This window comes from Flavobacterium endophyticum (assembly GCF_003634455.1).
GTDB lineage: Bacteria > Bacteroidota > Bacteroidia > Flavobacteriales > Flavobacteriaceae > Flavobacterium > Flavobacterium endophyticum.
Map to the genome: position 1 here is coordinate 888973 of NZ_RBLC01000001.1, position 26237 is coordinate 915209.

Below are 26237 nucleotides of genomic sequence, written 5' to 3' on the forward strand. Positions count from 1 at the left end.
TATCTGCCATCATGAATTATTTCCCCATCACTGCTTTCATTGGATTGTCGCTTACATCCTCGATTGCATATTGTGGTTCTTTTTCATTTGTGATTTCTTCTTCCTCTTCGACATTTTCACCGTTCATTTCTCTTTCGATCAATCGTTGCAATGCTTCTTCTCTTTGGGCTTTTTCAAGATTTTCTTGAGCAATTTCCTCATCTTTTTTGGTCACGCTGAGAATAATCCCAAGCGACACACAAGTCATCCAAATAGAGCTACCTCCACTACTTATTAACGGCAAAGTCTGTCCTGTTACGGGCAATAATTCAACGGCAACAGCCATATTAATTAGCGCCTGAAATACTATAGGAAATCCTAAGCCGACAACTAGTAGTTTTCCAAATAAGGTATTGGCTTTGTGCGATGCAATCAAGAATCGGATGAAAAGCATGATGTAGAGGAACATGACGACAACGGCACCAATGAGCCCGTTTTCTTCTACGATAATAGCGTAGATAAAATCGGAAGACGATTGGGGCAGGAAGTTTTTCTGAACGCTTTTTCCTGGACCTAAGCCACGTATTCCACCAGTAGCTATTGCTATTTTTGCTTTTTCAATCTGATAATTATCTTCGTCTGGTTTGTCGCTCGTAAAGTTTTCAATACGGCTGACCCAAGTGTCTACACGGTTAGGAAAAGCATCTGGAAAAGCTTTTGCCACCAAGATGAAAAAAGTCAATCCTACAACTCCAGCTCCGATTACGATTCCGAGGTATTTCAAAGGATATTTGCCCACAAATACCAGCATTACGACCATTGAGAAAATCAGGGCCGCGGTAGAAAAGTTAGCCGGCAGAATCAGCAGTATTATTCCGAATACTGGAAGCCATAATTCGATTATCGATTTTTGGAACGTGTCTTCGACTTCTCGCTTTTTTGCCAGATATCTTGCTACATAAATCATCAGCACCATTGCGGCGAGTGTTGAAGTCTGGAAGCTGATTCCGACAAAAGGAATCTGGATCCAACGGCTGGCATTCGCACCACCTATTGTTTTTCCTTGGAAAAGCGTGTACAACAAGAGCAATCCTACAATCGGAAGGGCAATCATTGAAATCGCCTTGAAATAATGGTATGGAATTTTATGCACCATATAAACAATCAGAAATCCAATTCCTACGTGCGCAAAATGCTTGATCAAAAAGCTGACTGTGTTTCCAGAACCATTTGCACTATACGCCAAATTACTACTTGCGCTGTAAACAGGCATAAACGAAATCAATGCCAATAGAGCGATGAACGCCCAGATGACCTTGTCTCCTTTAAGATTGTTTATAAACTCTTTCATAATTCCCTTTCTTTTACTTGTAATTTACTTTCCTGCAAACAGGTTGGCAACTATAGATTTTGAACGGCTTGCTTAAACTGCCTTCCTCTGTCTTCGTAATTTTCGAACAAATCGAAACTTGCACAGGCAGGCGAAAGCAAAACGGTATCGCCTTTTTCTGCCATTCTTTGTGCATATTTTACGGCGTCTCTCATATTTTGAGCCTCAATCATTTCATCCACGACATCACCGAAGGCATCAATAATTTTTTTATTGTCAATACCAAGGCAGATGATTGCCTTTACCTTTTCGCGAACCAACGGCATCAATTCTGAATAATCATTTCCTTTGTCAACACCTCCAACAATCCATACCGTTGGCGTGTTCATACTATCTAAAGCATAGAATGCGGCATTCACATTGGTTGCTTTTGAATCGTTCACATATTGCACGTTTTGAATTTTAAGCACTTTTTCCAAACGATGCTCCACACCTTGAAAATCAGAAAGGCTTTCACGGATTGTGGATTTTCTGATTCGCAGCAATTGCGCAACTGTTGAAGCTGCCATTGCATTTTTCACGTTGTGTTTTCCTTCTAGGGCTAGTTTGTCTTGTGGCATAACAAATTCTTCGTTATTGATGTTTATATTGATTGTATCTTCTTTTGCATAAGCTCCGTTTTCAATTGTCTTTGTCATTGAAAAGGGTAGCAGCTGCGCTTTTGTCTTGTTCATTTTGAGCCAATTTCCTATGGCTTCGTCGTCGGCGTCATAAATCAGGTAATCTTCTTCTGTCTGGTTTTCGGTAATTCTGAATTTTGAGGCGATGTATTTTCCGTAATCATAATCGTATCGGTCTAAATGATCTGGGCTGATATTTGTGATTATGGCAATGTGCGGCTTATAGTCTATAATCCCATCCAATTGGAAGCTGCTTAATTCTAAAACATACACATCGTGTTTGTCATCGGCCACCTGCCAGGCAAAGCTTTTTCCGATATTCCCCGCTAATCCTACGTTTATGCCTCCTTGTTTCAGCAGATGATAGGTAAGCATCGTCGTGGTGGTCTTTCCGTTGCTTCCAGTAATCCCAACGGTTATTGCTTTTGTGTACTGGACGGCAAATTCAATTTCGGAAATCACTTTTATTCCTCGTTCCAAAAGTTTTTTTACGATTGGCGATTTATCAGGAATTCCGGGGCTTTTCATCACTACATCTGCATTGAGAATCAAATCTTCTGTATGCTTTTCTTCTTCCCACTTTATACCATGAAGGCCAAGAACTTCTTTATAATTGTTTTTTATTTTTCCGAAATCAGATACAAAAACATCGTATCCTTTTTTCTTTCCGAGAATTGCGGTTCCTACGCCGCTTTCTCCTCCGCCTAAAATGACCAATCGTTGTTCCATTTATCTTAATTTTAGGGTTACGATTGACAGAATGGCCAGCAAGATTCCCACGATCCAGAAGCGGGTCACGATTTTACTTTCGTGATAACCCTTCTTCTGGTAATGGTGATGCAATGGCGACATCAAAAAGATTCTCCGGCCTTCGCCGAAACGTTTTTTCGTATATTTAAAATAAGAGACCTGCAGCACGACGGAAAGATTTTCTGCCAAGAAAATACCGCACAATACAGGAATCATTAATTCTTTTCTAACTGCAATAGCCAAAACGGCGATGATTCCGCCAATGGTCAAACTACCTGTATCTCCCATGAATACGGTCGCAGGATAGGTGTTGTACCAAAGGAATCCGACGAGCGCTCCGACAAATGAGGCGATATAAACCGTCATCTCTCCTGAATTAGGGATATACATTATGTTCAGGTAGTTCGAGAAAATAATGTTACCCGAAACAAAGGTGAAAATACCAAGTGCTATTACGGAAATCGCAGAAGTTCCTGCGGCTAAGCCATCAATTCCATCGGTAAGATTGGCTCCGTTGGAAACAGCGGTGATGATAAAAATCACAACTGGAATAAAAATCAGCCAAGCGTAATCTTTATAGTCGTCTCCAGCCCATGAAAGCAATTCTGCGTAATCAAATTCGTTGTCTTTGAAGAAAGGAATTGTTGTTGCTGTCGATTTTTCTTCTAATGGAACTGCAGAAACAGTCGTCTGGTTTGTCGCAAAAACATTGGTGTTTCCAGTATCTGTCCTCACGGTTACGCTTGGATGGAAATACAGTACTGTTCCGACAATCAGTCCAAGTCCGACTTGACCAATAACTTTGAACCTTCCTTTTAATCCTTCTTTATCTTTTTTGAAAATCTTGATATAATCGTCTATGAATCCGATAGTTCCCATCCAAAGCGTGGTTACAATCAGCAAAAGAATATAGATATTGTTCAATTTGGCCAGCAAGAAAACCGGTACCAAAGTGGCAACGATAATAATCAGACCGCCCATCGTAGGTGTTCCCGCTTTTTCGTTTTGTCCAGCAAGACCGAGCTCACGAACGGTTTCCCCTACTTGCTGTCTTCTTAAAAAGTTGATGATCTTTTTACCAAAAACAGTCGAAATCAACAAAGAAAGTATGATAGCCAAACCGGAACGGAAAGTAATATATTGGAAGACCCCAGTTCCTGGGACGTCCATTCGGTCTAAATAATCAAATAGATAGTATAGCATAGTTCCTCTATTTATTCAGTTGTTCTAATAGTTCAGTTACAATTTTCATATCGTCAAAATCATGACGGACTCCGTTGATTTCTTGATAGGTTTCGTGTCCTTTTCCTGCAATCAGGATAATATCGTTTGGCTGTGCCAGCTGACAGGCTGTTTTAATGGCTTGCTTTCTGTCGACAATCGCTATTGTCTTTTTATAATTTTGAGGCTCTACGCCTTGTTCCATTTCTAAAATAATGGCTTCTGGATCTTCGGTTCTTGGGTTGTCTGACGTTAGAATGGCTTTGTCACTTAATGTTGAAGCAATATTCGCCATAATCGGACGCTTAGTCTTATCTCTATCGCCGCCACAGCCTACAACCGTAATAAGTTGTTCGTTTTTTGTACGGATATCATCGATTGTTTTCAATACGTTTTCCAAAGCATCTGGCGTGTGGGCATAATCTACAACAGCGGTAATGTTTTCTTTGGAAACAATAAATTGAAATCGTCCAGAAACGCTTTCAAGTTCAGAAAGCAATCGTAACACTTCTAAATTGTCAAGCCCTAATTCGATCGCAGTTCCATATATTGCAAGCAGGTTATAGGCATTGAATGTTCCGATTAGCCTTACCCAAACTTCTTGCTCATTTACTTTCAGCAACAATCCTGACAATTGGTTTTCTAGAATCTGCGCTCTGTAATCGGCGTATGATTTTAAAGCGTAAGTCAGTTTTTTAGCTATCGTATTCTGCAACATGACCATTCCGTTTTTATCATCAGAATTCACTAAAGCAAAGGCTGATTTTGGCAACTGGTCGAAAAACATCTTTTTGACATCTCTGTATTCTGCAAATGTTTTATGGTAATCCAAATGGTCGTGCGAAAGGTTGGTAAAAACGCCTCCTGCAAACTGTAAACCTTCGGTTCTTTTTTGGGCGATTCCGTGAGAGCTGACTTCCATAAAGCAAAATTCTACGCCTACATCGTTCATTTCTTTCAAGAACTTATTGATCGTAATTGAATCTGAAGTTGTCAGCATTGACTTGTATTCTACATCATCTACCACATTTTTTACGGTCGAAAGCAATCCTACTTTATATCCTGCTTTTTTAAATAGCTGAAAAAGCAACGATGCTATGGTTGTCTTACCATTTGTACCTGTAATTCCGACCAATTTTAAATTTGCGGAAGGATTTCCATAATAGTTAGAAGCAATAAAAGCCAGCGCTCGATTGGTATCTTTTACTTGGATATACGTCACGCCTTGTGCTATATTTTCTGGAAAAGTATCGCAAATAATAGCCACTGCTCCTTTGCTGATAGCGGTTTCGATATATTCATGTCCGTCTGCTACTGCACCACGGATTGCAATAAAAACGTCGTTCGCTTCGATTTTTCTTGAATCGAAGTCGATCGCGTTAATAGCAATTTCCGTTGAACCTTTTACAGCTTCAATGGCGACTTTGTATAATATGTCTTTTAGAATAATCACGATAATTCTAATATTATGGTTCTGTTTTTTACTATTGCTTCTCCAGGCTGTATGGATTGTCTTTTTACTTTACCTATTCCGATGACTTTTACTTTCATCTTTAGGTTTTCAAAAAGCGCTACTGCGTCCATTCCTGCCATTCCGTGAACATTTGGAATCGTTTCTTTTGATACTAAATCAGAATATCTCCCGTAATCTTTGTCTTGGTTGATGCTCTTTTTGTTCAGGTTTTTAATTTCGTTGGTCGACGGAACATCGGTAAAAATCTTCTGTGCGATTCTCTTGAAAACCGGACCGGAAACATCTCCTCCATAAAAGCCTTTGCTTTTACTTGGCTTATGAATGATCACGATACAGGAATATTTTGGCTTGTCGGCTGGAAAATATCCGGCAAAAGACGATGCATAATACATGGCGTCGGTATGTTTTCCTTTAGCATAATCCACCTGCGCTGTTCCTGTTTTTCCTGCCATTGAGAAATCTTTGGAATATAATTTTGAGCCTGTTCCTTTTTTTACCGTATTCTCCAAAACTTTCCTTACTTTTTTAAGCGTTTCATCGGAGCAGATTTTCGGATTGATTACTTCTTTGTCAAATTTCTTGATGGTTTTGTTCCATTCTTTGATTTCTTTTACGAAAATCGGCTTTACCATTTCTCCGTCGTTAGCAACAGCGTTGTAGATGGCCAAACTTTGCAAAGGCGTCATGGAAACTCCATATCCGAAAGCCATCCAAGGCAGTGATGTTCCGTTCCATCTTTTGGTTCCTGGCTGCGGAATAAATGGCACTCCTTCGCCTTCAAAAGGCAATCCTAATGGTTTGTTTAGTCCCATTCTGTTGATTCGGTCTACGAATTCTCTCGGATTGTCCTTATAATTTTCATACACGGCCTGAACCATAATCGTGTTGGAAGACAGCTCAAAACCTCTTGCTAAAGAGACTTTTCCGTAACCTCCTTTTTTCGAATCTCTTACGTGTCTATTGTGGTAGGTAATATCTCCGCCTCGGCTGTCATACACTTTGCTTGTATCAACTTTTTTATCATCTAAAAGAGCAATCAGGTCAATCAACTTAAATGTTGAGCCAGGCTCGTGCGATTCGGCAACAGCATAATTCAATGTTTCGGAATAGCTGCCGTCTTCTACTCTGCCTAGATTTGAAATGGCTTTAACTTCCCCGGTTTTTGTTTCCATTACGACCACACAACCGTGTTCTGCTTCGTAATATTCTAATTGCTTAAGCAACGCATGATGGGCAATATCTTGTATGTAGACATCAATCGTAGAGATAATATCATAACCGTCTTGAGGCTCTACCTGATTGTTATCGCTGATCGGCTTCCACTGTCCTTTTGCAATTTTTTGTTTCAGTACTTTTCCGTCCTTACCATTGATATAGTTTTTGAACGCCCATTCGATTCCTTTTCCATCTACACCGCCGTCTACATACTCTCTTTCGTATCCGATAGTTCTATTGGCAATCATCCCGATTGGATGTTCTCTTACCGTTTTTTGTTCTGAAATCAATCCACCTTTATTAGCGCCTAAGTTGAATAATGGAAATGTCTTGATTCTCATATATTCTGTGTAGCTCAAGCCTCTTGCCAAAAGCATATACCTGTTTTTATTGGCTTTTGCTTTACGGAACTCGTTCAAATAATGTGAACTTGGCTTGCCTAATAAGACTGAAAGCGAATCGGAAAGCGCTTCAACATTTTTATTAAAATCTTCTTTTTTTGGAGCCACGGCATCAAATCGGATCGTATAATTCGGAATTGATGTCGCTAAAAGACTTCCGTCGGCAGAATACACATTTCCTTTATTAGCAGGAATCACAAAATTTTTCACAGTACGGTCTTTCGCCAGCTTCCTGTAATAATCGCCTTCCACCCACTGAATGTTTGTGAGCTTTACGAGTATTCCAGTAGCCATTATCACGACTGCAAATGCAACGAGATAAATTCTGTAAGAAATATTTTTTTCTTCTACTGCCATAACTTTTCAAAAAAGCCTTTTTCTTTTTCTTTTAATACTTTAATTTTTTTTGGAGGAACGGAAGAAGGAAAAATTCCCTTGACTTCCATTTTTTCTGAAATCGTCGACTCCATCTTTAATTTCATCAATTCCGAGCGCCTGTCGACAAATTCGGAACGGAGTTCTTTTACCTCTTTATCTAATTCTGTAATCCTATATGTTTTTTGCTCGTAATTGTGCGAATTTGCAATCATGATTAAAGCCAAGATGATCAGGAAAATGATGAACTGCCAGTTTTTTGCCGCATCATCATTGATCAGAAATTTTGCTTTTAATATGCTGTAAATTCCGCCTTTCATGTTTTTAGATTTTAGATTTTAGATTTCTGTTGTTTGCAACCGAAACCTGCCATCTGAATACTATATCTTTTCTGCAATTCTTAGTTTCGCACTTCTAGCCCTGTTGTTGATTCTGATTTCTGCATCGTCAGGAACGATTAGTTTTCCAATTGTCTTGAACGGAACAGAAAAATTTCCAAAGAAATCACGTTCCGGCTCGCCTTCAAACATTCCGTTTTTGATGTATCTTTTTACCAATCGGTCTTCTAAAGAATGATAAGAAATCACGCTTAATCTTCCGCCAGGCTTTAATATTTCTAGGGATTGTTCCAAAAATTCTTTCAAGACATCCATTTCTTGATTCACTTCAATGCGGATCGCCTGATAGATCTGGGCCAAAATCTTATTGCTTTTATGAGCCGGCAAAAATCGGCTCAAGACCGCTTTTAGTTGTTCTGTATTTTTAATTGGCTCATGTTCTCTAGCTTCCAAAATGACTCTTGCAATTGCAGGGGCATTTTTTAACTCGCCATAGTCATAAAACACGCGACGCAGGTTTGCTTCGTCATATTCGTTCACTACTCCGTAAGCGCTCAAATCATTTTTTTGACTCATTCTCATATCCAATTCAGCATCGAAACGTGTCGAAAAACCTCTTTCTGCCACATCAAACTGATGCGAAGAAACCCCTAAATCAGCCAAAATTCCATCAACGCTTTTCACGTTGTGGAATCTTAAGAATCTTTTTATGAATCTGAAATTTTCATTAATCAGCGTAAATCTTTCATCATCCAAGGCATTTGCCAGAGCATCTTCGTCTTGGTCAAATCCAAACAGCCTACCGTTTGGACCTAGACGCTTTAAAATTTCTTTTGAATGACCGCCACCGCCGAACGTCACATCCACATAAACTCCATCTGGCTTGATATCCAAACCATCTACAGTTTCTTTCAACAAAACCGGATTATGATATTCCATTGTCGTCATCATTTATATTTCCCATTACGTCTTCCGCCAAATCTGCAAAATCTACATCATCGCCAGAAATTGATTTTTCATACAAATCCTTATCCCAGACTTCCACAATATTCACTGCCGAAGACAACACTAAATCTTTTGAGATATTTCCGAAAGCCACTAAATCTTTCGGAATCAGAAGCCTTCCCAAGTTATCGATCTCCACGACTTTTACGCCAGCCGTAAAACGCCTGATAAAGTCGTTGTTTTTCTTTACAAATCGATTCAGCTTGTTTATTTTCTGCATCATTAAATTCCACTCCGCCATCGGATACAGCTCCAAGCAAGGCTGAAAAACAGAACGTTTTAACACGAAACCATCGTTCAAAGAATCAGTCAATTGCTTCTTCAAAGGAGCTGGCAAAAGCACCCTTCCTTTAGCATCGACCTTACATTCATATGTTCCAATGATGGTATTCAATGAGTTACGTTTTTTACTGTTTCATAGCAAATGTAGAAAAATAATTACCACAATCTACCACATTTTACCACTTTGTTGATAAGTTTTACCACTTTAGAATCAAAACAGATAATTAATAGCTTGCCAGAGCTTTAGGATTTGTTGTAGATATTTTAACTAAATTTAACTTTAGCCAAAAATTCGATAAGAGTTTTATGATTTTTGATGGAAATTTTAAAGATTTCAGAAAAAAGAAATTTTAAATATCCATATCAAAAGAGCTGACCGATAACACTTTAGAAGACGAGAAATCCAAAAAAATATTTTCAGACGAAAATCCTTACAGCATAATAAATTCCATTTAAAATTTAAAGGTAAATTATCAAGTCAAAAATTCGTTTTTATCTATAAAATCATATATTTGTGTGAATTTGAAACGTCCAAAAAGATCAATGGAAGAACACTTAAAAAAAGAAGGTAAATACAAATATTTTGAAACTGGCGAAGGAACTCCAATCATTATTCTTCACGGACTGATGGGAGGCCTAAGCAATTTTGACGGAGTTGCAGAATATTTTCCAAAGCATGGCTACAAAGTCGTTATTCCTGAATTGCCGATTTACACACAAAACATACTGAAAACCAACGTTAAGGCTTTTGCAAAGTATGTGAAGGATTTCATCACTTACAAAGGTTTTGACCGAGTTATCCTTTTAGGAAATTCTCTTGGAGGACATATTGCCTTATACCATACAAAAATGTATCCTGAAAAAATGCTGGGATTAGTAATCACAGGCAGTTCAGGACTTTACGAAAGCGCTATGGGCGATAGCTATCCACGCCGCGGTGATTATGACTATATTCAGAAAAAAGCAGAAGATGTTTTTTACGACCCGAAAATAGCCACAAAAGAAATCGTTGACGAAGTATATGCGATGGCCAATGACAGAATCAAGCTGATCAAGACCTTGACTATCGCCAAGAGCGCCATTCGTCATAATATGGCGAAGGACCTTCCAAAGATGCACGTTCCTACTTGTATTATCTGGGGGAAAAACGACAAAGTTACGCCTCCCGAAGTCGCTGAAGAATTTGACCAATTGCTGCCTAACTCCAGCCTTTATTGGATTGACAAATGCGGGCATGCAGCCATGATGGAGCATCCGGATGAGTTTAACCGACTGATGCACGACTGGCTTCAGAAAACACACTTATAAATTTTAGCACAGTATACTCTAACCGTTGTTTGAAGGATTTTTCCAGAAAAACAGCGGTTATTTTTTTTGACTACCTTTGCAGAAATCGAACATCCGTTATGAAAATCAATTCCGCTGAATTTGTTATCAGCAATTCCGAAGTAAGCAAATGTCCGCAAGAGCGTCTGCCTGAATACGCATTTATTGGAAGATCAAATGTAGGAAAGTCTTCTTTGATCAATATGCTGACCAACCACAAGAGCTTGGCTAAAACTTCGGGAAGACCTGGAAAAACACAGCTTATCAACCATTTTAAGATCAACAACAATTGGTTTTTGGTCGATTTGCCAGGCTATGGTTATGCCCGCGTTTCTAAAAAGACAAAAGAAGTATTCCAGCAATTCATTACGGATTATTTTGAAAAAAGAGAACAGCTGGTTTGCGCTTTTATATTGATTGACATCCGTCTGGAGGCACAAGCAATTGATTTGGAATTCATAACTTATTTAGGAGAAATAGAAGTTCCGTTTTGTATCATATTTACCAAAGCGGATAAAATCAGCAAGACCAAAATAGATTCAAACGTAGCTGCTTACCGCAAGAAGCTGCTGGCAAGCAATTGGGAAGAGATGCCTCCTTATTTCGTCACCTCATCTACCGAAGGCACCGGAAAAGAAAAAGTCTTGGCATATATAGACGAAATCAACACCGAGGTTTTTAAAGACTTGAATAGTTTTTAGTTATAAATAAAAAAGCGGACTTTATAGGTCCGCTTTTTTATTACGCTCAAAAGGCATTATTCTCCTTTTTTTAATTCCATTTTTTCTGCAAAGTAGTCACAGAAATCTCTCATTGTATCCGACATCTTCTCATCGTCTGTCGCTCTCTGAAAAGTATCTGCCATCGCGACAAGGCTCTGGTGAAAGAATTTTTTCATTTCATCAACCGGCATGTCTTTAGTCCAAAGGTCGATTCTCATTGTTTCTTGAGCATTGCTGTCCCAAAATGAAAGCATCATGGCTTTTGACTCCTCTTGAACAACGCCTCCATCTTGAGCGGCCCAGAAAAGCTTTTCTGGCACTCTGTTATCATCAAGCTCAACGGTTATTTTTATTTCGGAAGTTATTTTTTTAGGCATTACTTTTTAGGTTTGTATTTAGAATTATCAAAAATTTCTTTTGCATCGGCCTGCAATAATTGCTGCAAAGATACATCATTGTTTTTCATGTAGGAACGCACAATTTGCCATCCAATCCACATTCCGATCTGTCCGGGTGACTCATTATCGATTTCAAGATAAAACTTGGAAAACGGGGCTGGATTTATAAATCTTCCGGGCAATTTAGGATCAGAATCGTATAATAACTTCTCATCTACGAAATAGCGCCAGATATATCCTTCGTTTTCTTGGCTCCAAGTAATCTGCTCTGGCGTATAGCCTATCTTGTCTGCATCGGAAACTTGAGGAATCAGCACATCTTTCAAATATAGTTCTTTCCCGAAATAGATCATTTGAGAAAGCAGCGCTCTGTCTGTTGGAGGCGCTATTTTTCTAAGCGAAAAATCAGAGACAACATCTGGAAGGATTTGTGATTTTTCAAAAGTCCTTCTTTGGTATTCTGGAAAGCCTGAGTAGAATTTATGGTCTTTTCCTAAATAAACATCCAATGAGATTAACAGCAAACTGTCCGCATAAATCACTTTGCTTTGCGTATCGACTTCTGAAATCAGCGTTATAACTTTTGGAAGGTTGGTCTCTGGAAAATAATATTTGATATGGCGAAACAACTCTTCTAAATCACCTCTTTCTTTTTGAAAATTGCCAAATGTTTTTTGAACTTCTGCATGCAATTCTCTCAAAAGCGGATTTTTCATCTTGTTTGTCCAAACCGTATCTTCATTTCCGGCTGGAAAAAAGTAAGGATACTGTCGTTTTATCTTGGAAAGATCTTCAGGAGGCGTTTCATAAAAAACCTTATCAAAACGCTCTACATCAAGCTCAACTGGCACTTCTTCTATTGCTTTTTCGACCTTGTCTTTTTTATCACAAGAAATAAAAAAAACAGTAAAAATCAATAATACAGTAAGTTTTCTCATTTATATTTTTGTTAGTATTTTTGTATTAAATCTTAACCTTAAATTATGAATTGTTTTTTTAACTTTAATAGGCAAAAAAAATAAAGTGCAAATATACACTTCACGTATTTAAATTAATAAAATTGTAATGCAAAAAAACAATACGCTCCAAGCCGATAAGATCACAACCCATATTGCAAATTGGCTAAAGGACTACGCAATAAACGCAAAAGTAAGTGGTTTTGTTGTAGGAATCTCTGGAGGAGTCGATTCTGCAGTCACTTCAACGCTGTGTGCGCTTACAGGACTACCGACTCTTTGTGTAGAAATGCCAATCCACCAAGCGCCAAGCCATGTTTCAAGGGGACGGGAGCATATTGAGCAGTTAAAAAAAAGGTTTTCTAACGTAGACAGCATCGAAACGAATCTAACTTCTGTTTTTGAGATGTTTAAAAGTATAGTCCCGGCTGGCGACGACGAAAAAAAACTACATCTTTCCTTAGCAAATACTAGAGCACGCTTACGAATGACCACTTTATATTACCATGCAGGAATACACAGTCGCTTGGTGGTCGGAACCGGAAACAAAGTCGAAGATTTTGGCGTAGGCTTTTATACCAAATATGGCGATGGCGGTGTAGATGTGAGTCCGATAGCCGATTTGATGAAATCGGAAGTATTTCAGCTAGCTGCTTTTCTAGGAGTTCCGACTTCTATTCTGAATGCCGCTCCTACCGATGGGCTTTTTGGAGACGACAGAAGCGATGAGGACCAGCTTGGTGCCAGCTATGACGAATTAGAGTGGGCAATGAATGCTGCAGAGGACGGAAAAGCAAAAGATTTTTCCGGAAGAGAAGCTGAAGTCTTTTCAATCTATAAAAGACTTAATTACGTAAATCAACATAAAATGATTCCGATACCGATTTGCAAAATTTCGGAAGATTTGAAATGATTTTCATACAAACCTTATTTATTTTAAAAAAATTTAACTAAATTTACTAAAGGTTTATCAGTTTAAATTTAAAAAAATGCATTATGATTAAAATATGTTTAGCCGATAATCACCCTATCGTCCATTATGGAATAAAATCCTATTTTAAAGACAATTCAGAAATCAGTATCGTTGGACATGCTGAAGACTATAATACTCTGGAGGACATCCTGAGTAAAAAGTCTGTAGACATCGTTATCCTTGATCTTGATTTGGAAGGACTTTCGAGTATTAATCTTATAAAAGGAATGGTCAAAGACTATCCTTCCACTAAGATTGTGATTTTCACAAACCTTTCGGAGCAAATGTACGCCCCAAACGCTCTGAAAGCTGGTGTTTCTGCCTACATTCATAAGACTTCAAAATTAGAAGGACTTGCATCTGCATTGACTAAAGTATACGGCGGAGCTGTCGTATTTAGCGAGACTGTGAAGAAAAATCTTGCGCTGATTGGAAAAAGAAATAAATCGGAACGTCTGTATAGAAAACTTTCAACCCGCGAGATTGAAGTATTACGTTACCTCAGCGACGGAAAAAAGAACAAAGAAATTGCAAAGATTCTTGACTTAAACGAAAAAACAGTAAGTACTTACAAATTGAGGCTTCTTACAAAACTAAACGTGACAAACCTCGTAGATCTTGTCAACAAAGCTAAAACTCTTGAGATAGTCTAGGCTTAGCTATAACGCGACATTACCCTGCCTAGTTTAGACGAAAAAGAATTGATTAGTTTATAATAATCCATTGCCATAGACAGTGTTTCTGTATTGTCTGAATCTGGGCCAGATGTAATGCTGCCTTTCAACTCCTCTATAATTCTGTCTACGAGATACCACCTCAATGTCAGAATTGTCTCTGAAACATATTGGCCTATAGTCTGGTCTTTTTGTTTTACTATAATATTTTGTCCTTCCCAGTTATGAAGAAGCTCTCTTTCCTCATACATTAATATGTCCGTAACTTCTTGAGCCAGTTCTGGCGCAAGATGCATCAGGTAATGTTCCATATTGAAAGATTCGTTTTGATGGAAATAATTCACCAAATCGTTATAGATATCTCTGAATAGCGGATTTGCGAGTTCTACTTCGTCTTCTTGAAGGCTCAAATATATTCTTTGGTATACTTTGTATTCTTTTTTTTCGATTGCTTCTTCAATTTCGCCTTCGTCGTTGGTCTTGAGCAGTACATCTTCGAATTCTTCTTCCTTATTTCCATACAACAGAAGAATTTCGATTATTTTTCTCTCTAATTCATAAAGGACATCGATTTTTGGAGCCGTTTCTGAGTTTTCGTTCTTTACGACCTCAAAAGCTTTCTGCTCTTGTTTTTGCTTTTTACCGGTATCCGTAACTTCTTTCTGGACAAGCTGTGCCAATGTATTCACTAAGACTTGTTCTGAGATGTCCATTATTCTTGCCGTTTCCTGAAGATAGATTTCTCTTTGTATGCGGTCTGGAATTTTTGAAATACTGGCCACCATATCGCGAATCAGTCCCGCTTTTTTGACAGGGTCATTCTTGGCTTCATCCATAAGCAACGAAGCCTTGAACTGAATAAAATCTTTTGAATTGGCTTCCAAATATCGAACAACCTCATCGTGAGAATTTTTTCTGGCGAAACTATCCGGATCTTCACCGTCAGGGAACGTGCACACTTTGACATTCATCCCTTCTTCAAGAATAAGGTCGATTCCTCTAATTGAAGCTCTTAAACCGGCCGCATCGCCGTCAAAAAGCACCGTGATGTTTTTTGTCAGACGGTTGACCAAACGAATCTGGTCGGGCGTCAGTGCCGTTCCGGAGGAAGCTACAACATTTTCTATTCCGGCTTGATGAAATTGGATTACATCTGTATATCCTTCAACTAAATAGCAATTATCAAGTTTTGCGATGGCCTGCTTGGCATGAAATATACCATAAAGGACTTTACTCTTGTAGTAAATATCGCTTTCAGGCGAGTTCATATATTTTGCGGCCTTCTTGTCGTTGCCGAGAATCCTTCCTCCAAAACCAAGCGTCCGTCCCGACATGCTTTGTATCGGAAACATCACGCGTCCTTTAAATCGGTCAAATTGCTTATCCTCTTTAACGATGGTCAATCCTGTCTTATCAAGATAGTCGAGCTTATATCCTTTGCCTAAAGCCTCTTTGGTCAAGGCATCCCATGATTCTGGCGAATAGCCTAATTCGAACTTTCGTATCGTTTCGTTGGTAAAGCCTCTTTCCTTGAAATACGAATAACCAATCGCCTGGCCCTCTTCGTTATTGAGCAATATGTCGTGAAAGTACTTTTTGGCAAATTCAGAAACCAGATACATGCTTTCCTTTTCATTTGCTTCTGCTTTTTCTTCCTGCGACTGCTCTGTCTCTTCTATTTCTATATTGTATTTCTTGGCCAAATAGCGAATCGCTTCTGGATAGGTAAAATGTTCGTGCTCCATCAAAAAAGCGACGACATTTCCTCCTTTTCCCGAGCTAAAATCTTTCCATATCTGCTTTACGGGCGAAACCATAAACGAGGGAGAGCGTTCGTCAGAAAAAGGACTCAGTCCCTTGAAGTTGCTCCCTGCTCTTTTGAGCTGCACGAAATCGCCTATGACCTCCTCGACTCGGGCGGTTTCAAAAACAGTATCTATGGTTGTCTTGGCTATCAATTATAAAGAAGTATTCGGTTTTAAGAGTTCAAAGATACGAAGATTTTCGGCTTGCATAAATACAAAAAGCGCTCACACCTTTTTGTCGGCATGAGCACTTTTCTACGTATTCACTAACTTAAACACTCTTTAATTTAAATCAAATCTAATTCCTACGGAAATATTATTTTGGTCTACTGGATTATCTCGAAAAATCGTATTCAGATCGTATTTGGCATACAAACTTATTTCGCCGTATCCGATATAGGCACTAAGTCCATAAATAAAATCGTTTACATTGAAGTCGCCTTTGCTTCTTTCTTTTACGTTATGATTGTCAATTTCATAGCGCAAGATTTGTTTGGATTTTACATTTACTCCTCCATAACCTCCGATACCGAATCGGAAGCTTTCATGCGAATGGAAGTAGGTTCTTTTTTCGGTAACGCGTTTTTTTGTGAAATCGAATTCAAGATGTACCGGAACTACCAAATAGACATTTCTAAAACGTGAATCCTTCAGATTGATTGGATTTGTCACCAAATTTGTCTGGTCGCCGTTTACCACAAAATTACGATTGTCTGTAGGGCGAAGATTGTTATACATCAACGACAGTCCGTATTTGGCATGCAAAAGGTTGTGGTTTTTCGCTAATCTCGTATTAAACGTGATTCCCCATTCGTAAAAATGTGATCCCCACACTCTATAATCAGAGCCTTCCACAGAACTCAGGTCGCCTTCTGTCAGGGCATTGTTAAGACCAAAAGCAAAAACAAATTGTGATGTTGTCCTGGATTCGCTTCTAGTTCTTACGATAGAGTCTCTTTTTTTCGAATCCTTGTCCCAACTATCCCAATAAATGCTAAAAGCTGTTTTTCTTCGTTCCGGAGGCAATTTGCCATCTACTTTTTCTTTCACTAACGCGGTCAGTTTTGCTTCTTCGGTTCCGACTCTTTCTTCAATATTTTTTGCTCTGATGTCGGCAAGCGTGGCTTTTTGGCTATCCGCTTCTTCTTGCGAAATTTCCCCATTGTCTAGTTGTTTGTTTACGGCTTCGACCTCTTCTTTTAGGGCATCTTTTTCTTCTTTTGTGATAGCTTCAATGCGCTGTGCGATTGCTTTGGCTCTTTGCTCAAAGGTTTCTTGTGCAAATGCTTTGGATGCAAAAAGGCATAGCAATGCCGCTGCGTAAAAAATAATTTTTTGCATGATATTTGGTTTTAGTTTGTAAAGTCAGATTGATTTATTCGTTATTTCTATTTGCAAGAGACGTCTTTACATTTTCGTAATTCTTGCCGATGGATTTGACCACCTTGTCTCTAAAAGTTTCGTTCAATTCTCCTTCTACAGAAGAAAGCAAGCCTTTGGAATCTACTTTCACGCTCGATTTTGCAACGTATTTTTTGATAGACTGCGATTGAATTCTCGTTTCAGCTTCAGCCAAAAGCTGTTCTGATTCGATATACTTATTGGCTTTTGTCATCTCGTTTTGCCCAGCAGAAGCTATCATTTCTGTCTTTTCTTGCGTCGGTTGCAGCGCTTGGTCTTCTTTCTTCAAAGAAGTGGAAGACCCAGCTTTTTGATTCTTTTTTTGCACCGGCAACCTTGAAGCGATGGCTTCTGAATTAACTATCGTGATTTGATTTGATGATTTTGTATTTTGTTCTTCTGGGATATTGTTTTCAACTGTTTTTTCAGTTTTTTCTTCAGTTACAACCACATCATTCCCTTTCTCTATTACCGCTTCTGATTGGTTGAAGAAGATTGTCCCGACCAATAAAAATCCCAAAAAACTTGCTGCGATATAGAGCCATGTTCTTTTTTTAGGTTTTTTCTTTTCGGCTACCGAAAGCATGGCATCCAATCTATCCCAGGCCATTTCAGAAGGCTGAATGGTCCTTTCGTCTAGTTTCTTTTTGAAATCCTTTTCTAGTTTATTCGGTTCCATTTTGAAAATTCTTTAGTTTGTTAATTTGTTCCTGCAACATTTTTCGAGCATGTGACAATTGCGATTTGGATGTCCCTTCGTTTATTCCGAGCATTTTCGCAATTTCCTGATGTTTGAATCCTTCAATAGCATAGAGGTTGAAAACCATCCTGTAGCCGTCTGGCAGACTGTCGATCAAAAATTGAATATCTTCAACATTGAATTGGCTGTCTGTATTATTATGAGTCTCTTCGAAATAAGCCTCATCTTCAATATATTTTACTTTTTTCTGAACCCTGATGAACGAAATGCATTCGTTGATCATTATTCTTCTGATCCAGCCTTCAAAGCTTCCTTTGTGTTCAAAGTTTTTAAGGTTGGCAAAAACTTTCATGAAAGCGGTAATCATCACATCTTCTGCTTGGTGTATATCTTTTATATATTGCCTGCAGACACTCAGCATCTTCGGGGCATGGCCGGCATAAATCTTTTGCTGGGCATGGCGGTTGTTTGCGACAGCCTGGCTGATTATGTCTTTTTCCTCTTGATGTAAAGCGATTACTTTCATTTAGTGTTTTTGATCTTTGACTTGAACATTTCAATCAGTGTTCTATTAGCATAGACGAGATTCGTTCGAAAAGGGTTGCATGGGGTGTAAAAAAAAATTCAAATTAATTGCTTAAAGGTAGCAACCTCTTATAAAACAAGGGTTAAAGTTAAAATATTTTTTGCTTCTTGAGGATTATCTTTTGTGTCTGCCCATTTTTATTTACGTCTAATATAATTTCGTTCTTGTTTTCTAAAAGCCTGCTGTATATTTTTTTGCATTGACAATAATCAAGACAGTCTGCTTTTTGTCCGTCAACAGCCACTATTTCATCATTGACCTGAAGTCCTGCTTTTGCTGCTTCGGAATCTTTGAGCAACGTGGCTACTTTTGATTTCCCGTCGTTATATTCTATTGTGAAGCCAAATGTACTCCAGCCATCATTCACAGCAGATTCATTTATAGGAAGAAAATAGATCTCATCGTCCTTGAAATTCATTGTGACGATATAATCTTTTATGATTGGGTTGCCAATTAGCGGTTCGTTGTTTGTCGAAGTATAATAAATCGGCTTGTTCAGATAAAGGAGGTTTTTAATTTCGACCTTACCAGAGTTTATGATATAAATCGGCTCTTTGATAACACCGTTTCCGCCTTCAGTTCCGCCGCCTGTTAAAGTAATCGCATTTTCTATTCCGTGCTTTTTGGCTATTTTTTCAGTCATGCTGAATAACGTAGCGCTTCCCAAGTCAAACATCATTTTTTCTTTCTTGCCATTTATCTTTACTTCGATATAAGGCATGAGCCTGCTATTAAACGTAACAGGAACTTTCACAGCTTGTTTTAGATTCACTATCCTACTAATCTGGTCTGTTACTATTATTTTCTTATTTGGGTAATCAATCTGCCAGATATAATTTTTGATAATACTGGCTCCAATCAATCCGCCATCAATCGTACATTTTATAGTTGGCGATTCCTCAAAATTCATCTGGAGCGCAGCTATATCATGAAATATAAGTTTTCCGATATGCAGGCTGTCCACTTTTACGATGTTGATTTCTTTTTTGATTTTGTTGCTACTTCCGACCGTTTGTTTTGTCAGTATCGGAAAGTTGTTTTTTGCCTGAATAGCATCGGTTATGTTATTATAGCCACCGGTATCAAAAATATAATCATACGTCTGGCCTCCTATCCGAACTTGAATCACGATTTCGTTATTGCGATATTCAAAAGGAATTTCATAATAAAAATCTTTGTTTTCTGACTTTGCGGTGTTGATCCAATTCAGAACTTCTTTAGGTTTCTGGGCATGGACATACGCTGAAAAAAGGAAAAAAAACACATATAAGAATCTCATAGCAAAAGTATTAGGTTAGACATGCTATAGTCTAAGACGATACTGCTACAAAAAAGGTTGCATGAAGGATAAAATAATAATTGTCAACGGATTAACGGATTGAAAGAAATTATTTTTTTCTTTCGATAACGTAATTTACCATCAAGGTAAGCGCGTCTTTATAAGGAGAGCTTGGAAAATCTTGTATCAGAAGAAGGGCTTCTTCTTGAAATTGGATCATTTTTTCTTCGGCGTACGCCAAGCCATTGTTGTTTTTGACAAACGCGATTACTTCCTTGACGCGTTTTTTGTCTTTATTATGGTTTTTGATGGAATTGATTACCCAGCTTTTTTCTTTTGGCGAACAGTGATTCAAGACATAAATCAACGGAAGCGTCATTTTTTGCTCTTTTATATCAATTCCAGTCGGCTTTCCGATAGCGTCATCTGTATAATCAAACAAATCATCTTTTATCTGAAAAGCCATACCGATAAGTTCTCCGAATTTGCGCATCCTTTCAATAACCTCACTGTTTTCCGGAAGCACAGAACAGGCTCCAAGCGAGCAGCAAGCAGCAATCAGAGTCGCTGTTTTCTGGCGTATGATTTCGTAATAAATATCTTCAGTAATATCAAGCCTTCTTGCTTTTTCGATCTGGAGTAGTTCGCCTTCGCTCATTTCGCGAACGGCTACTGAAATGATTCTCAGTAAATCAAAATCGCCATTATCAATAGAGAGCAGCAATCCTTTCGACAACAAGTAATCGCCTACAAGAACGGCAATTTTATTTTTCCATAAGGCATTGATGGAGAAAAAACCACGGCGCCTGTTACTATCGTCTACGACATCATCATGAACTAAGGTTGCGGTATGGATTAATTCGATGACTGAAGCACCACGATACGTCCTTTCATTGACTATGCCTTCAGAAACCATCTTGGCTGTCAGAAAAACAAACATCGGACGCATTTGTTTTCCTTTGCGGTTGACGATATAATAAGTTATCCTGTTGAGCAAAGCTACTTTTGAAGACATTGCTTCGTGAAACTTTTTTTCAAAAAGCTCCATTTCGGCAAGAATCGGCTGTTTTATTTGCTCGGTGATTTTCATTGGAAACAAAGATACTATTTAAGTGTTAAAGTGCAAGAAGTGTCATAAGATTATAAAGTTCTCTTTTTTTAAAAAAGACGCTGTCTGGATTTGAAACCCTGACAGCGTCTTTATATATTCTTTACTCTAAATTATGCTTCTTTATTAGCCAATTGTCCGCAAGCAGCATCGATATCTTTTCCTCTACTCCTTCTCACTTTAACTACAATATCATTTTTTTCTAAAGCTTTAATGTATTCGTTTATAGATTCTTCTGAAGCTTGCTGAAACTCACCGTCATCAATCGGATTGTATTCGATCAGATTGACTTTACAAGGAACGTATTTGCAGAATTTCACCAGAGCATCGACTGAAGCTTTATTATCGTTTATGCCTTTCCAGACAACATATTCATAGGTAATCTTACTTCTGGTTTTGTTATACCAATATTCCAATGACTCGCGCAAGTCTGATAACGGAAAGTTTTGGCTGAACGGCATGATTCGAGAACGAATTTCGTCTATTGCGGAATGGAGCGAAACAGCCAGCCTGAATTTTACTTCATCGTCGGCAAGTTTTTTAATCATCTTCGGAATCCCCGAAGTAGAAACAGTTATTCTTTTTGGAGACATTCCGAGTCCTTCCGGAGAAACAATCTTGTCAATCGCCTTGATAACATTATTGTAGTTCATGAGCGGCTCGCCCATGCCCATAAAAACAATATTGGAAAGCGGACGATTATGATAGAGCTTGCTTTCGTTATCGATAGCTAAAACTTGGTCATAGATTTCATCTGGATTGAGGTTCCGCATTCTTTTGAGTCTTGCGGTAGCACAAAAATTACAATCGAGACTGCAGCCAACTTGAGAAGAAACACAGGCTGTTGTTCTTGTATTTGTTGGAATCAAGACAGATTCTACTACTAAGCCATCGTGAAGACGCACTGCATTTTTTACAGTCCCATCTTCGCTTTTCTGCATCTGGTCTACCCTGATGTGATTGATAACAAAGTTTTCCTCCAGCATTTGGCGCGTTGTTTTTGCAACATTTGTCATGTCGTCAAAATTATGGGCGCCCTTGCTCCAGAGCCATTCATAGACTTGGTTACCACGAAAGGCTTTGTCTCCATTGGATACAAAAAACTCGCGAAGCTGGTCTTTGGATAATGCCCTGATGTCTTTTTTCTCGATTTGCATGGCGCAAAGTTATATATTAGAAGTGATAAGTACCTAATGAGTGTTAATATTTTATAATTTTGCAAAAACTTTTTACCATGCATTTTATTTCTCCCGAACTAGAACTTTATGTCGAAAGGCATTCCGAAAACGAGCCTACGCTTTTAGCAGCACTGCATAGAGAAACGTATCAAAAAATCATGCAGCCGAGAATGCTGAGCGGTCATTTTCAAGGGAGAGTCTTGAGCATGCTATCTAAATTGATCCGTCCAGCAACTATTCTTGAAATCGGAACGTATACTGGTTATGCGACTTTGTGTTTAGCAGAGGGAATGCAGGAAAATGGCTCAATCGACACGATTGATATCAATGAGGAATTATCTAGCATTCAAAAAAAGTATTTTGACTTATCGCCATGGAAGGATCAAATCTCACAGCATTTGGGCGATGCTTTAGAAATCATCCCAACTTTGGGAAAGACCTATGATTTAGTTTTTATTGATGCCGATAAAGATAACTACCTGAGGTATTTCGATATGATTCTTCCCTTGATGAACAAAGGCGGAATTATTCTTTCCGATAACGTGCTATGGAGCGGAAAAATACTCGAAACGCCAGATCCAAGGGACTTAAGTACGAATGTTTTATTAGAATACAATAAAAAACTTAAGGAAGATCCGAGAGTCGAAACAGTATTGTTGCCTATTCGAGACGGACTAACCGTGAGCAGAGTTCTGTAACTTAATTTCGGATTGGCTCGTCGTTCGTCGGATTATCGACATATTCTTTTTGTGGAAAATACTTATCTCTTAAATAAGCATATAATTTCAGCATAATCAAAGCCATCAGGATTCCCCAGATGTAACCGCAAAGTATATCGCCAGGGTAATGTAGTCCAAGGTAGATTCTGCTATATGCAAAAATCAAAGGCCAAAGGAAAATGAATCCCATGTATTTCAGATAAGGCTTTAGTACCTTATACAGAAAGAAGGCTGCCGCCATCGAATTTGAGGCATGGCCAGAAATAAAGCTAAAGGATTTTCTTTTTTGTACGGCTCTAATCAAGTCCGCCAGATCAGGATTGCTACCTGGCCGCAGCCTTTGAAAGCCATTTTTGAAAAGATTTGTAGTTTGATCTGTCAATGCAATCAGCAAAGCCATGACCACTATTATCATCATGGCATGTTTCCAGCCAAGGTGCTTAAACACAAGATACATGATAATCGCAAAGATTGGAATCCAATTTATCTGTTTTGTAATGAATAGCCAAAAACCGTCGAATTGTTCCGAACCAAGGCTATTAAGATAAATAAACAGATTTTTATCAAGTTCCAATATTGTTTCCATCTATCTGTCTTGTCTTTTTATTGGCCCCTCTCCTATGGTTTCGATATCTTCTTTGACTTTATTAATTTCGGCATCTACATCTTGAGTGATTTTATCTAAGCCAAAACTATTGTCGTTGGAATTTTCAATAATCTTGTTGAAGTTTTCCTTTACTTTATTGATTTCATCAGAAAAACCGCCTGTCAAAGATTTTGTATCTAGACCGCTATCTGAGGCTGTTTTGTGAATTTCCGACTTAATATCTTCAGTCGCATTTTTAAGCTGTTGCATTCCTTTACCGAGTGCTCTTGCAACTTCCGGGATTTTGTCTGCTCCGAAAAGCATGATTGCGATGAATATGATGAATATAAATTCTGATCCTCCTATGCCAAACATAATCTTGTATTTTATATCACAAAGATACGGTAAAAAACCAGCTGCAGTTTCAGCTTTATCTTTTTACTAATCTATTTTAATATGATTTTAACTAACCTCCTAATTCGTCAAACTTTGATTTTATCTTCTCTTTCGGCCATGAATTATTCTCAAGATCGATATCGGCAGTCTGTAATTTTGGATCCAGTTTTATCTTAGCAACTTTCTTTTCAGTAGCAAAAACACGGGATACCGTCTGATTTCCTTTTCTCCAGATTTGTACCGGAAAATTATAATCTTCTGTAGATCCGTCATCGTAAGTCAGCTGTACCAAAATAGGCATCAACATGCCGCCTGGCTTATCAAAAGCGACTTCATAAAAATATTTCGGAGATTTAAGCTTGCTTCTTTCTTCTTGCGTATATTTTTCTTGGATGAAATCGGCCAAAACTTTTATATCATTTATATCAAAAGACTTCATGTTCTTTTTATTGAGATCTTTTGAATCCCCAGAAACCATATACACAAATGGCCCATCTTCTTTATTAAAACGGCCTCTTCGTATTGTTACGTCTTTAGTTTCTTTAGGAGCTTCAGACGACACATAATATTCTTTCACTTCTTGGATTCCGATATCTACATAATCTGTCGAATAGAACCATCCTCTCCAAAACCAGTCCAAATCAACTGCAGACGCATCTTCCATCGTTCTGAAAAAATCTTCTGGCGTAGGATGCTTGAATTTCCATCGATTCGCATAAGTCTTAAATGCATAATCAAACAACTCTCTTCCCATAATAGTTTCACGAAGTATATTCAAACCCGTTGCTGGCTTGGCATACGCATTTGCTCCAAATTGTTGAAGGCTTTCTGAATTGGACATGATAGGCTCCAGAAAATCCTGAGGACCGCTCATATACGGAACAATTTTTGCCGCCGGTCCTCTTTGTGAAGGATAGCTTGAACTCAATTCTTGTTCGGCCATATATTGCATGAATGTGTTCAAACCTTCGTCCATCCAGGTCCATTGGCGTTCGTCTGAATTGACAATCATCGGGAAGAAATTATGCCCTACTTCATGGATGATTACGCTTTGCATTCCGTATTTTATTCTTTCGCTGATGAAACCATTTTCGTCCGGACGTCCGTAATTCCAACAAATCATCGGATATTCCATACCTTGATCTTCGGCAGAAATCGAAATCGCTTTTGGATACGGGTAATCAAAAGTGTGCGACGAATAGCTTCTTAAAGTGTGCGCAACCGTTTTTGTCGAATATTCGCCCCATAGCGGATTGGCTTCTGGCGGATATAAGGAAATTGCCATCACTGATTTTTCGGAAAGCTTTACAGCCATAGCATCGTAGATGAATTTTCTGGATGTCGAAATTCCGAAATCGCGTACGTTTTTAGCGCTGAATTTCCATGTTTTCTTTTTATTCGAAAATCCTTTTGATGCGGCTTCTGCTTCTTCTTGGGTAACTACCACAACAGGCTTGTCATACGTCTTTTCGGCTAATTGGTATCTTTTTAATTGTTCTGCTGTAAAAACTTCTTTTCTATTCATCAAGTCGCCTGTAGCTTCTAAAACATGATCGGCAGGAACCGTAATATTCACATCAAAATTTCCAAAAGGAAGCGCAAATTCACCAGCTCCCCAAAATTGCATGTTCTGCCAACCTTCTACATCATTATATACAGCCATTCTTGGATAAAACTGAGCGATTACATAGAGATTATTGCCATCTTTTTCGAAATGCTCATATCCAGAACGTCCTCCGTCTACTCTATAATTGCTTATGTTGTACCACCATTTTATGGAAAATGAGATTTTTTCTTTTGATTTTAGCGGCGTGTCCAAATCAATACGCATCATGGTTTGGTTGATGGTATATTTCATCGGTTTTCCTTTGGCGTCTTTTACGTATTCGATTACAAAACCTCCGTCAAAGCTTTCTTCCATGAATTTCTTTGAAAATCCAGCAGGAGTCATGGCTTTCTCCATTTTTTGATTTTCTACCAATGTAGATTTAGAGTTTCTCTCTTTTTGATTTTGATCCAGCTGCACCCACAAATATTCAAGATTTTCAGGCGAATTATTATGATACGTTATCGTTTCCGTCCCATACACTTTCGTGTTCTTGTCATCCAATTCGATGTCCATTTTATAATCGGCTTGCTGCTGATAATAGGCCGGTCCTGGAGCTCCAGAAGCCGTTCTGAACATATTAGGTGTCGCCAAAAGATCATACATCTGGCTGAATTTATTGGTATCGTATTTTCCAGGCTCGCGCTTCTTATCGGTGTTTTTTGTTTCCTGTGCGAAAACTACGGCAGGAAGCATTGCTAGTAGAAAAATTATTCTTTTCATTGAAAATCGATGATTTTGTTTAAGGATTGAAATTTAGTCAATTTGGCGTAA

25 protein-coding genes are annotated in these 26237 nt (G+C 38.4%); 5 read left to right on the forward strand and 20 right to left on the reverse strand.

All coding sequences use genetic code 11. From position 1 onward, the window contains the following. Positions 1-16: 16 nt before the first annotated feature. From CLV94_RS04245 to mraZ, 8 genes are read right to left on the reverse strand one after another with little or no spacing between them, the layout of a single operon-like run. A complete protein-coding gene (locus tag CLV94_RS04245) occupies positions 17-1330 on the reverse strand; it encodes an FtsW/RodA/SpoVE family cell cycle protein (protein ID WP_121375192.1) in 1314 nt (437 codons plus the stop codon). A 50-nt stretch (positions 1331-1380) separates the two neighbouring features. Continuing rightward, positions 1381-2718, reverse strand: coding sequence for a UDP-N-acetylmuramoyl-L-alanine--D-glutamate ligase (murD, locus tag CLV94_RS04250; protein WP_121375193.1), 1338 nt, complete (start codon positions 2716-2718; stop codon positions 1381-1383). Next, positions 2719-3942, reverse strand: a complete 1224-nt coding sequence (mraY, locus tag CLV94_RS04255) for a phospho-N-acetylmuramoyl-pentapeptide-transferase (RefSeq protein ID WP_121375194.1) — start codon at positions 3940-3942, stop codon at positions 2719-2721. A gap of 7 nt (positions 3943-3949) precedes the next feature. Then, positions 3950-5413 (reverse strand): UDP-N-acetylmuramoyl-L-alanyl-D-glutamate--2,6-diaminopimelate ligase, encoded by a 1464-nt coding sequence (locus CLV94_RS04260; protein ID WP_170148743.1) that lies wholly within the window; start codon positions 5411-5413, stop codon positions 3950-3952. Next, positions 5410-7407, reverse strand: a complete 1998-nt coding sequence (locus CLV94_RS04265; RefSeq protein WP_121375195.1) for a penicillin-binding protein — start codon at positions 7405-7407, stop codon at positions 5410-5412. The genes CLV94_RS04260 and CLV94_RS04265 overlap by 4 nt, the downstream gene beginning before the upstream one ends. Next, complete coding sequence (locus CLV94_RS04270) at positions 7398-7745, reverse strand: FtsL-like putative cell division protein (RefSeq protein ID WP_121375196.1); 348 nt, start codon at positions 7743-7745, stop codon at positions 7398-7400. Before CLV94_RS04270 ends, CLV94_RS04265 begins: the two co-directional genes overlap by 10 nt. A gap of 60 nt (positions 7746-7805) precedes the next feature. Beyond that, complete coding sequence (gene rsmH, locus CLV94_RS04275; protein ID WP_182492757.1) at positions 7806-8714, reverse strand: 16S rRNA (cytosine(1402)-N(4))-methyltransferase RsmH; 909 nt, start codon at positions 8712-8714, stop codon at positions 7806-7808. Continuing rightward, on the reverse strand, positions 8689-9162 hold the full coding sequence (gene mraZ, locus CLV94_RS04280) for a division/cell wall cluster transcriptional repressor MraZ (protein ID WP_121375197.1): 474 nt from the start codon (positions 9160-9162) through the stop codon (positions 8689-8691). Before mraZ ends, rsmH begins: the two co-directional genes overlap by 26 nt. A 431-nt stretch (positions 9163-9593) precedes the next feature. Between mraZ and CLV94_RS04285 the strand changes: the two genes are divergently transcribed. Together CLV94_RS04285 and yihA are read left to right on the forward strand one after the other, a co-directional pair. Continuing rightward, positions 9594-10358 (forward strand): alpha/beta fold hydrolase, encoded by a 765-nt coding sequence (locus CLV94_RS04285; protein ID WP_121375198.1) that lies wholly within the window; start codon positions 9594-9596, stop codon positions 10356-10358. 98 nt (positions 10359-10456) lie between these two features. After that, the gene (yihA, locus tag CLV94_RS04290; protein ID WP_121375199.1) at positions 10457-11077 is read left to right on the forward strand and encodes a ribosome biogenesis GTP-binding protein YihA/YsxC; all 621 of its coding nucleotides are present in this window, start codon (positions 10457-10459) and stop codon (positions 11075-11077) included. 56 nt (positions 11078-11133) lie between these two features. Here yihA and gldC read toward each other — a convergent pair whose 3' ends face one another. Both gldC and gldB read right to left on the reverse strand, forming a co-directional pair. Continuing rightward, complete coding sequence (gldC, locus tag CLV94_RS04295) at positions 11134-11475, reverse strand: gliding motility protein GldC (RefSeq protein ID WP_170148744.1); 342 nt, start codon at positions 11473-11475, stop codon at positions 11134-11136. Next, on the reverse strand, positions 11475-12434 hold the full coding sequence (gene gldB / locus CLV94_RS04300; RefSeq protein WP_121375200.1) for a gliding motility lipoprotein GldB: 960 nt from the start codon (positions 12432-12434) through the stop codon (positions 11475-11477). Before gldB ends, gldC begins: the two co-directional genes overlap by 1 nt. A gap of 127 nt (positions 12435-12561) precedes the next feature. Here gldB and nadE point away from each other — a divergent pair, with 127 nt between their 5' ends. Together nadE and CLV94_RS04310 are read left to right on the forward strand one after the other, a co-directional pair. Continuing rightward, positions 12562-13365, forward strand: a complete 804-nt coding sequence (gene nadE / locus CLV94_RS04305) for an NAD(+) synthase (RefSeq protein WP_121375201.1) — start codon at positions 12562-12564, stop codon at positions 13363-13365. Between the two features lie 83 nt (positions 13366-13448). Next, entirely contained in the window at positions 13449-14078 is a 630-nt protein-coding gene (locus CLV94_RS04310; RefSeq protein ID WP_121375202.1) for a response regulator transcription factor, read from the forward strand. 2 nt (positions 14079-14080) lie between these two features. On the opposite strand, the gene dnaG is transcribed toward CLV94_RS04310, so the two are convergent. The 7 genes from dnaG to rlmN all read right to left on the reverse strand — a co-directional run bounded on the left by dnaG (position 14081) and on the right by rlmN (position 22135). Beyond that, a complete protein-coding gene (dnaG, locus tag CLV94_RS04315) occupies positions 14081-16057 on the reverse strand; it encodes a DNA primase (RefSeq protein ID WP_121375203.1) in 1977 nt (658 codons plus the stop codon). Between the two features lie 129 nt (positions 16058-16186). Further along, complete coding sequence (locus tag CLV94_RS04320; protein ID WP_121375204.1) at positions 16187-17245, reverse strand: coiled-coil domain-containing protein; 1059 nt, start codon at positions 17243-17245, stop codon at positions 16187-16189. 34 nt (positions 17246-17279) lie between these two features. Continuing rightward, positions 17280-17984 carry a hypothetical protein gene (locus CLV94_RS04325; protein ID WP_121375205.1) on the reverse strand — a complete coding sequence of 235 codons (705 nt, stop codon included), beginning with the start codon at positions 17982-17984 and terminating at the stop codon, positions 17280-17282. Then, entirely contained in the window at positions 17971-18531 is a 561-nt protein-coding gene (locus CLV94_RS04330; protein ID WP_121375206.1) for an RNA polymerase sigma factor, read from the reverse strand. The genes CLV94_RS04325 and CLV94_RS04330 overlap by 14 nt, the downstream gene beginning before the upstream one ends. 148 nt (positions 18532-18679) lie before the next feature. After that, positions 18680-19870 carry an aspartyl protease family protein gene (locus CLV94_RS04335; protein WP_121375207.1) on the reverse strand — a complete coding sequence of 397 codons (1191 nt, stop codon included), beginning with the start codon at positions 19868-19870 and terminating at the stop codon, positions 18680-18682. Between the two features lie 109 nt (positions 19871-19979). Further along, positions 19980-20960, reverse strand: coding sequence for a polyprenyl synthetase family protein (locus tag CLV94_RS04340; protein ID WP_121375208.1), 981 nt, complete (start codon positions 20958-20960; stop codon positions 19980-19982). 131 nt (positions 20961-21091) lie between these two features. Next, a complete protein-coding gene (gene rlmN, locus CLV94_RS04345) occupies positions 21092-22135 on the reverse strand; it encodes a 23S rRNA (adenine(2503)-C(2))-methyltransferase RlmN (RefSeq protein ID WP_121375209.1) in 1044 nt (347 codons plus the stop codon). Between the two features lie 77 nt (positions 22136-22212). Here rlmN and CLV94_RS04350 point away from each other — a divergent pair, with 77 nt between their 5' ends. Beyond that, positions 22213-22854, forward strand: a complete 642-nt coding sequence (locus CLV94_RS04350) for an O-methyltransferase (RefSeq protein WP_121375210.1) — start codon at positions 22213-22215, stop codon at positions 22852-22854. 1 nt (position 22855) lies between these two features. Here CLV94_RS04350 and CLV94_RS04355 read toward each other — a convergent pair whose 3' ends face one another. The 3 genes from CLV94_RS04355 to CLV94_RS04365 all read right to left on the reverse strand — a co-directional run bounded on the left by CLV94_RS04355 (position 22856) and on the right by CLV94_RS04365 (position 26186). Next, complete coding sequence (locus CLV94_RS04355; protein WP_121375211.1) at positions 22856-23461, reverse strand: phosphatase PAP2 family protein; 606 nt, start codon at positions 23459-23461, stop codon at positions 22856-22858. Next, positions 23462-23836, reverse strand: coding sequence for a Sec-independent protein translocase subunit TatA/TatB (locus CLV94_RS04360; RefSeq protein ID WP_121375212.1), 375 nt, complete (start codon positions 23834-23836; stop codon positions 23462-23464). Between the two features lie 91 nt (positions 23837-23927). Continuing rightward, positions 23928-26186 (reverse strand): M1 family metallopeptidase, encoded by a 2259-nt coding sequence (locus tag CLV94_RS04365; RefSeq protein ID WP_121375213.1) that lies wholly within the window; start codon positions 26184-26186, stop codon positions 23928-23930. Positions 26187-26237 lie beyond the last annotated feature (51 nt).

Excerpts from the sequence above, each read along its gene's own strand:
- CLV94_RS04245 (WP_121375192.1), bottom strand. The coding sequence starts at position 1,330 with ATGAAAGAGTTTATAAACAATCTTAAAGGAGACAAGGTCATCTGGGCG.
- murD (WP_121375193.1), bottom strand. The coding sequence starts at position 2,718 with ATGGAACAACGATTGGTCATTTTAGGCGGAGGAGAAAGCGGCGTAGGA.
- mraY (WP_121375194.1), bottom strand. The coding sequence starts at position 3,942 with ATGCTATACTATCTATTTGATTATTTAGACCGAATGGACGTCCCAGGA.
- CLV94_RS04265 (WP_121375195.1), bottom strand. The coding sequence starts at position 7,407 with ATGGCAGTAGAAGAAAAAAATATTTCTTACAGAATTTATCTCGTTGCA.
- CLV94_RS04270 (WP_121375196.1), bottom strand. The coding sequence starts at position 7,745 with ATGAAAGGCGGAATTTACAGCATATTAAAAGCAAAATTTCTGATCAAT.
- rsmH (WP_182492757.1), bottom strand. The coding sequence starts at position 8,714 with ATGATGACGACAATGGAATATCATAATCCGGTTTTGTTGAAAGAAACT.
- CLV94_RS04285 (WP_121375198.1), top strand. The coding sequence starts at position 9,594 with ATGGAAGAACACTTAAAAAAAGAAGGTAAATACAAATATTTTGAAACT.
- yihA (WP_121375199.1), top strand. The coding sequence starts at position 10,457 with ATGAAAATCAATTCCGCTGAATTTGTTATCAGCAATTCCGAAGTAAGC.
- gldC (WP_170148744.1), bottom strand. The coding sequence starts at position 11,475 with ATGCCTAAAAAAATAACTTCCGAAATAAAAATAACCGTTGAGCTTGAT.
- gldB (WP_121375200.1), bottom strand. The coding sequence starts at position 12,434 with ATGAGAAAACTTACTGTATTATTGATTTTTACTGTTTTTTTTATTTCT.
- nadE (WP_121375201.1), top strand. The coding sequence starts at position 12,562 with ATGCAAAAAAACAATACGCTCCAAGCCGATAAGATCACAACCCATATT.
- CLV94_RS04310 (WP_121375202.1), top strand. The coding sequence starts at position 13,449 with ATGATTAAAATATGTTTAGCCGATAATCACCCTATCGTCCATTATGGA.
- CLV94_RS04320 (WP_121375204.1), bottom strand. The coding sequence starts at position 17,245 with ATGCAAAAAATTATTTTTTACGCAGCGGCATTGCTATGCCTTTTTGCA.
- CLV94_RS04325 (WP_121375205.1), bottom strand. The coding sequence starts at position 17,984 with ATGGAACCGAATAAACTAGAAAAGGATTTCAAAAAGAAACTAGACGAA.
- CLV94_RS04330 (WP_121375206.1), bottom strand. The coding sequence starts at position 18,531 with ATGAAAGTAATCGCTTTACATCAAGAGGAAAAAGACATAATCAGCCAG.
- CLV94_RS04335 (WP_121375207.1), bottom strand. The coding sequence starts at position 19,870 with ATGAGATTCTTATATGTGTTTTTTTTCCTTTTTTCAGCGTATGTCCAT.
- CLV94_RS04340 (WP_121375208.1), bottom strand. The coding sequence starts at position 20,960 with ATGAAAATCACCGAGCAAATAAAACAGCCGATTCTTGCCGAAATGGAG.
- rlmN (WP_121375209.1), bottom strand. The coding sequence starts at position 22,135 with ATGCAAATCGAGAAAAAAGACATCAGGGCATTATCCAAAGACCAGCTT.
- CLV94_RS04350 (WP_121375210.1), top strand. The coding sequence starts at position 22,213 with ATGCATTTTATTTCTCCCGAACTAGAACTTTATGTCGAAAGGCATTCC.
- CLV94_RS04355 (WP_121375211.1), bottom strand. The coding sequence starts at position 23,461 with ATGGAAACAATATTGGAACTTGATAAAAATCTGTTTATTTATCTTAAT.
- CLV94_RS04360 (WP_121375212.1), bottom strand. The coding sequence starts at position 23,836 with ATGTTTGGCATAGGAGGATCAGAATTTATATTCATCATATTCATCGCA.
- CLV94_RS04365 (WP_121375213.1), bottom strand. The coding sequence starts at position 26,186 with ATGAAAAGAATAATTTTTCTACTAGCAATGCTTCCTGCCGTAGTTTTC.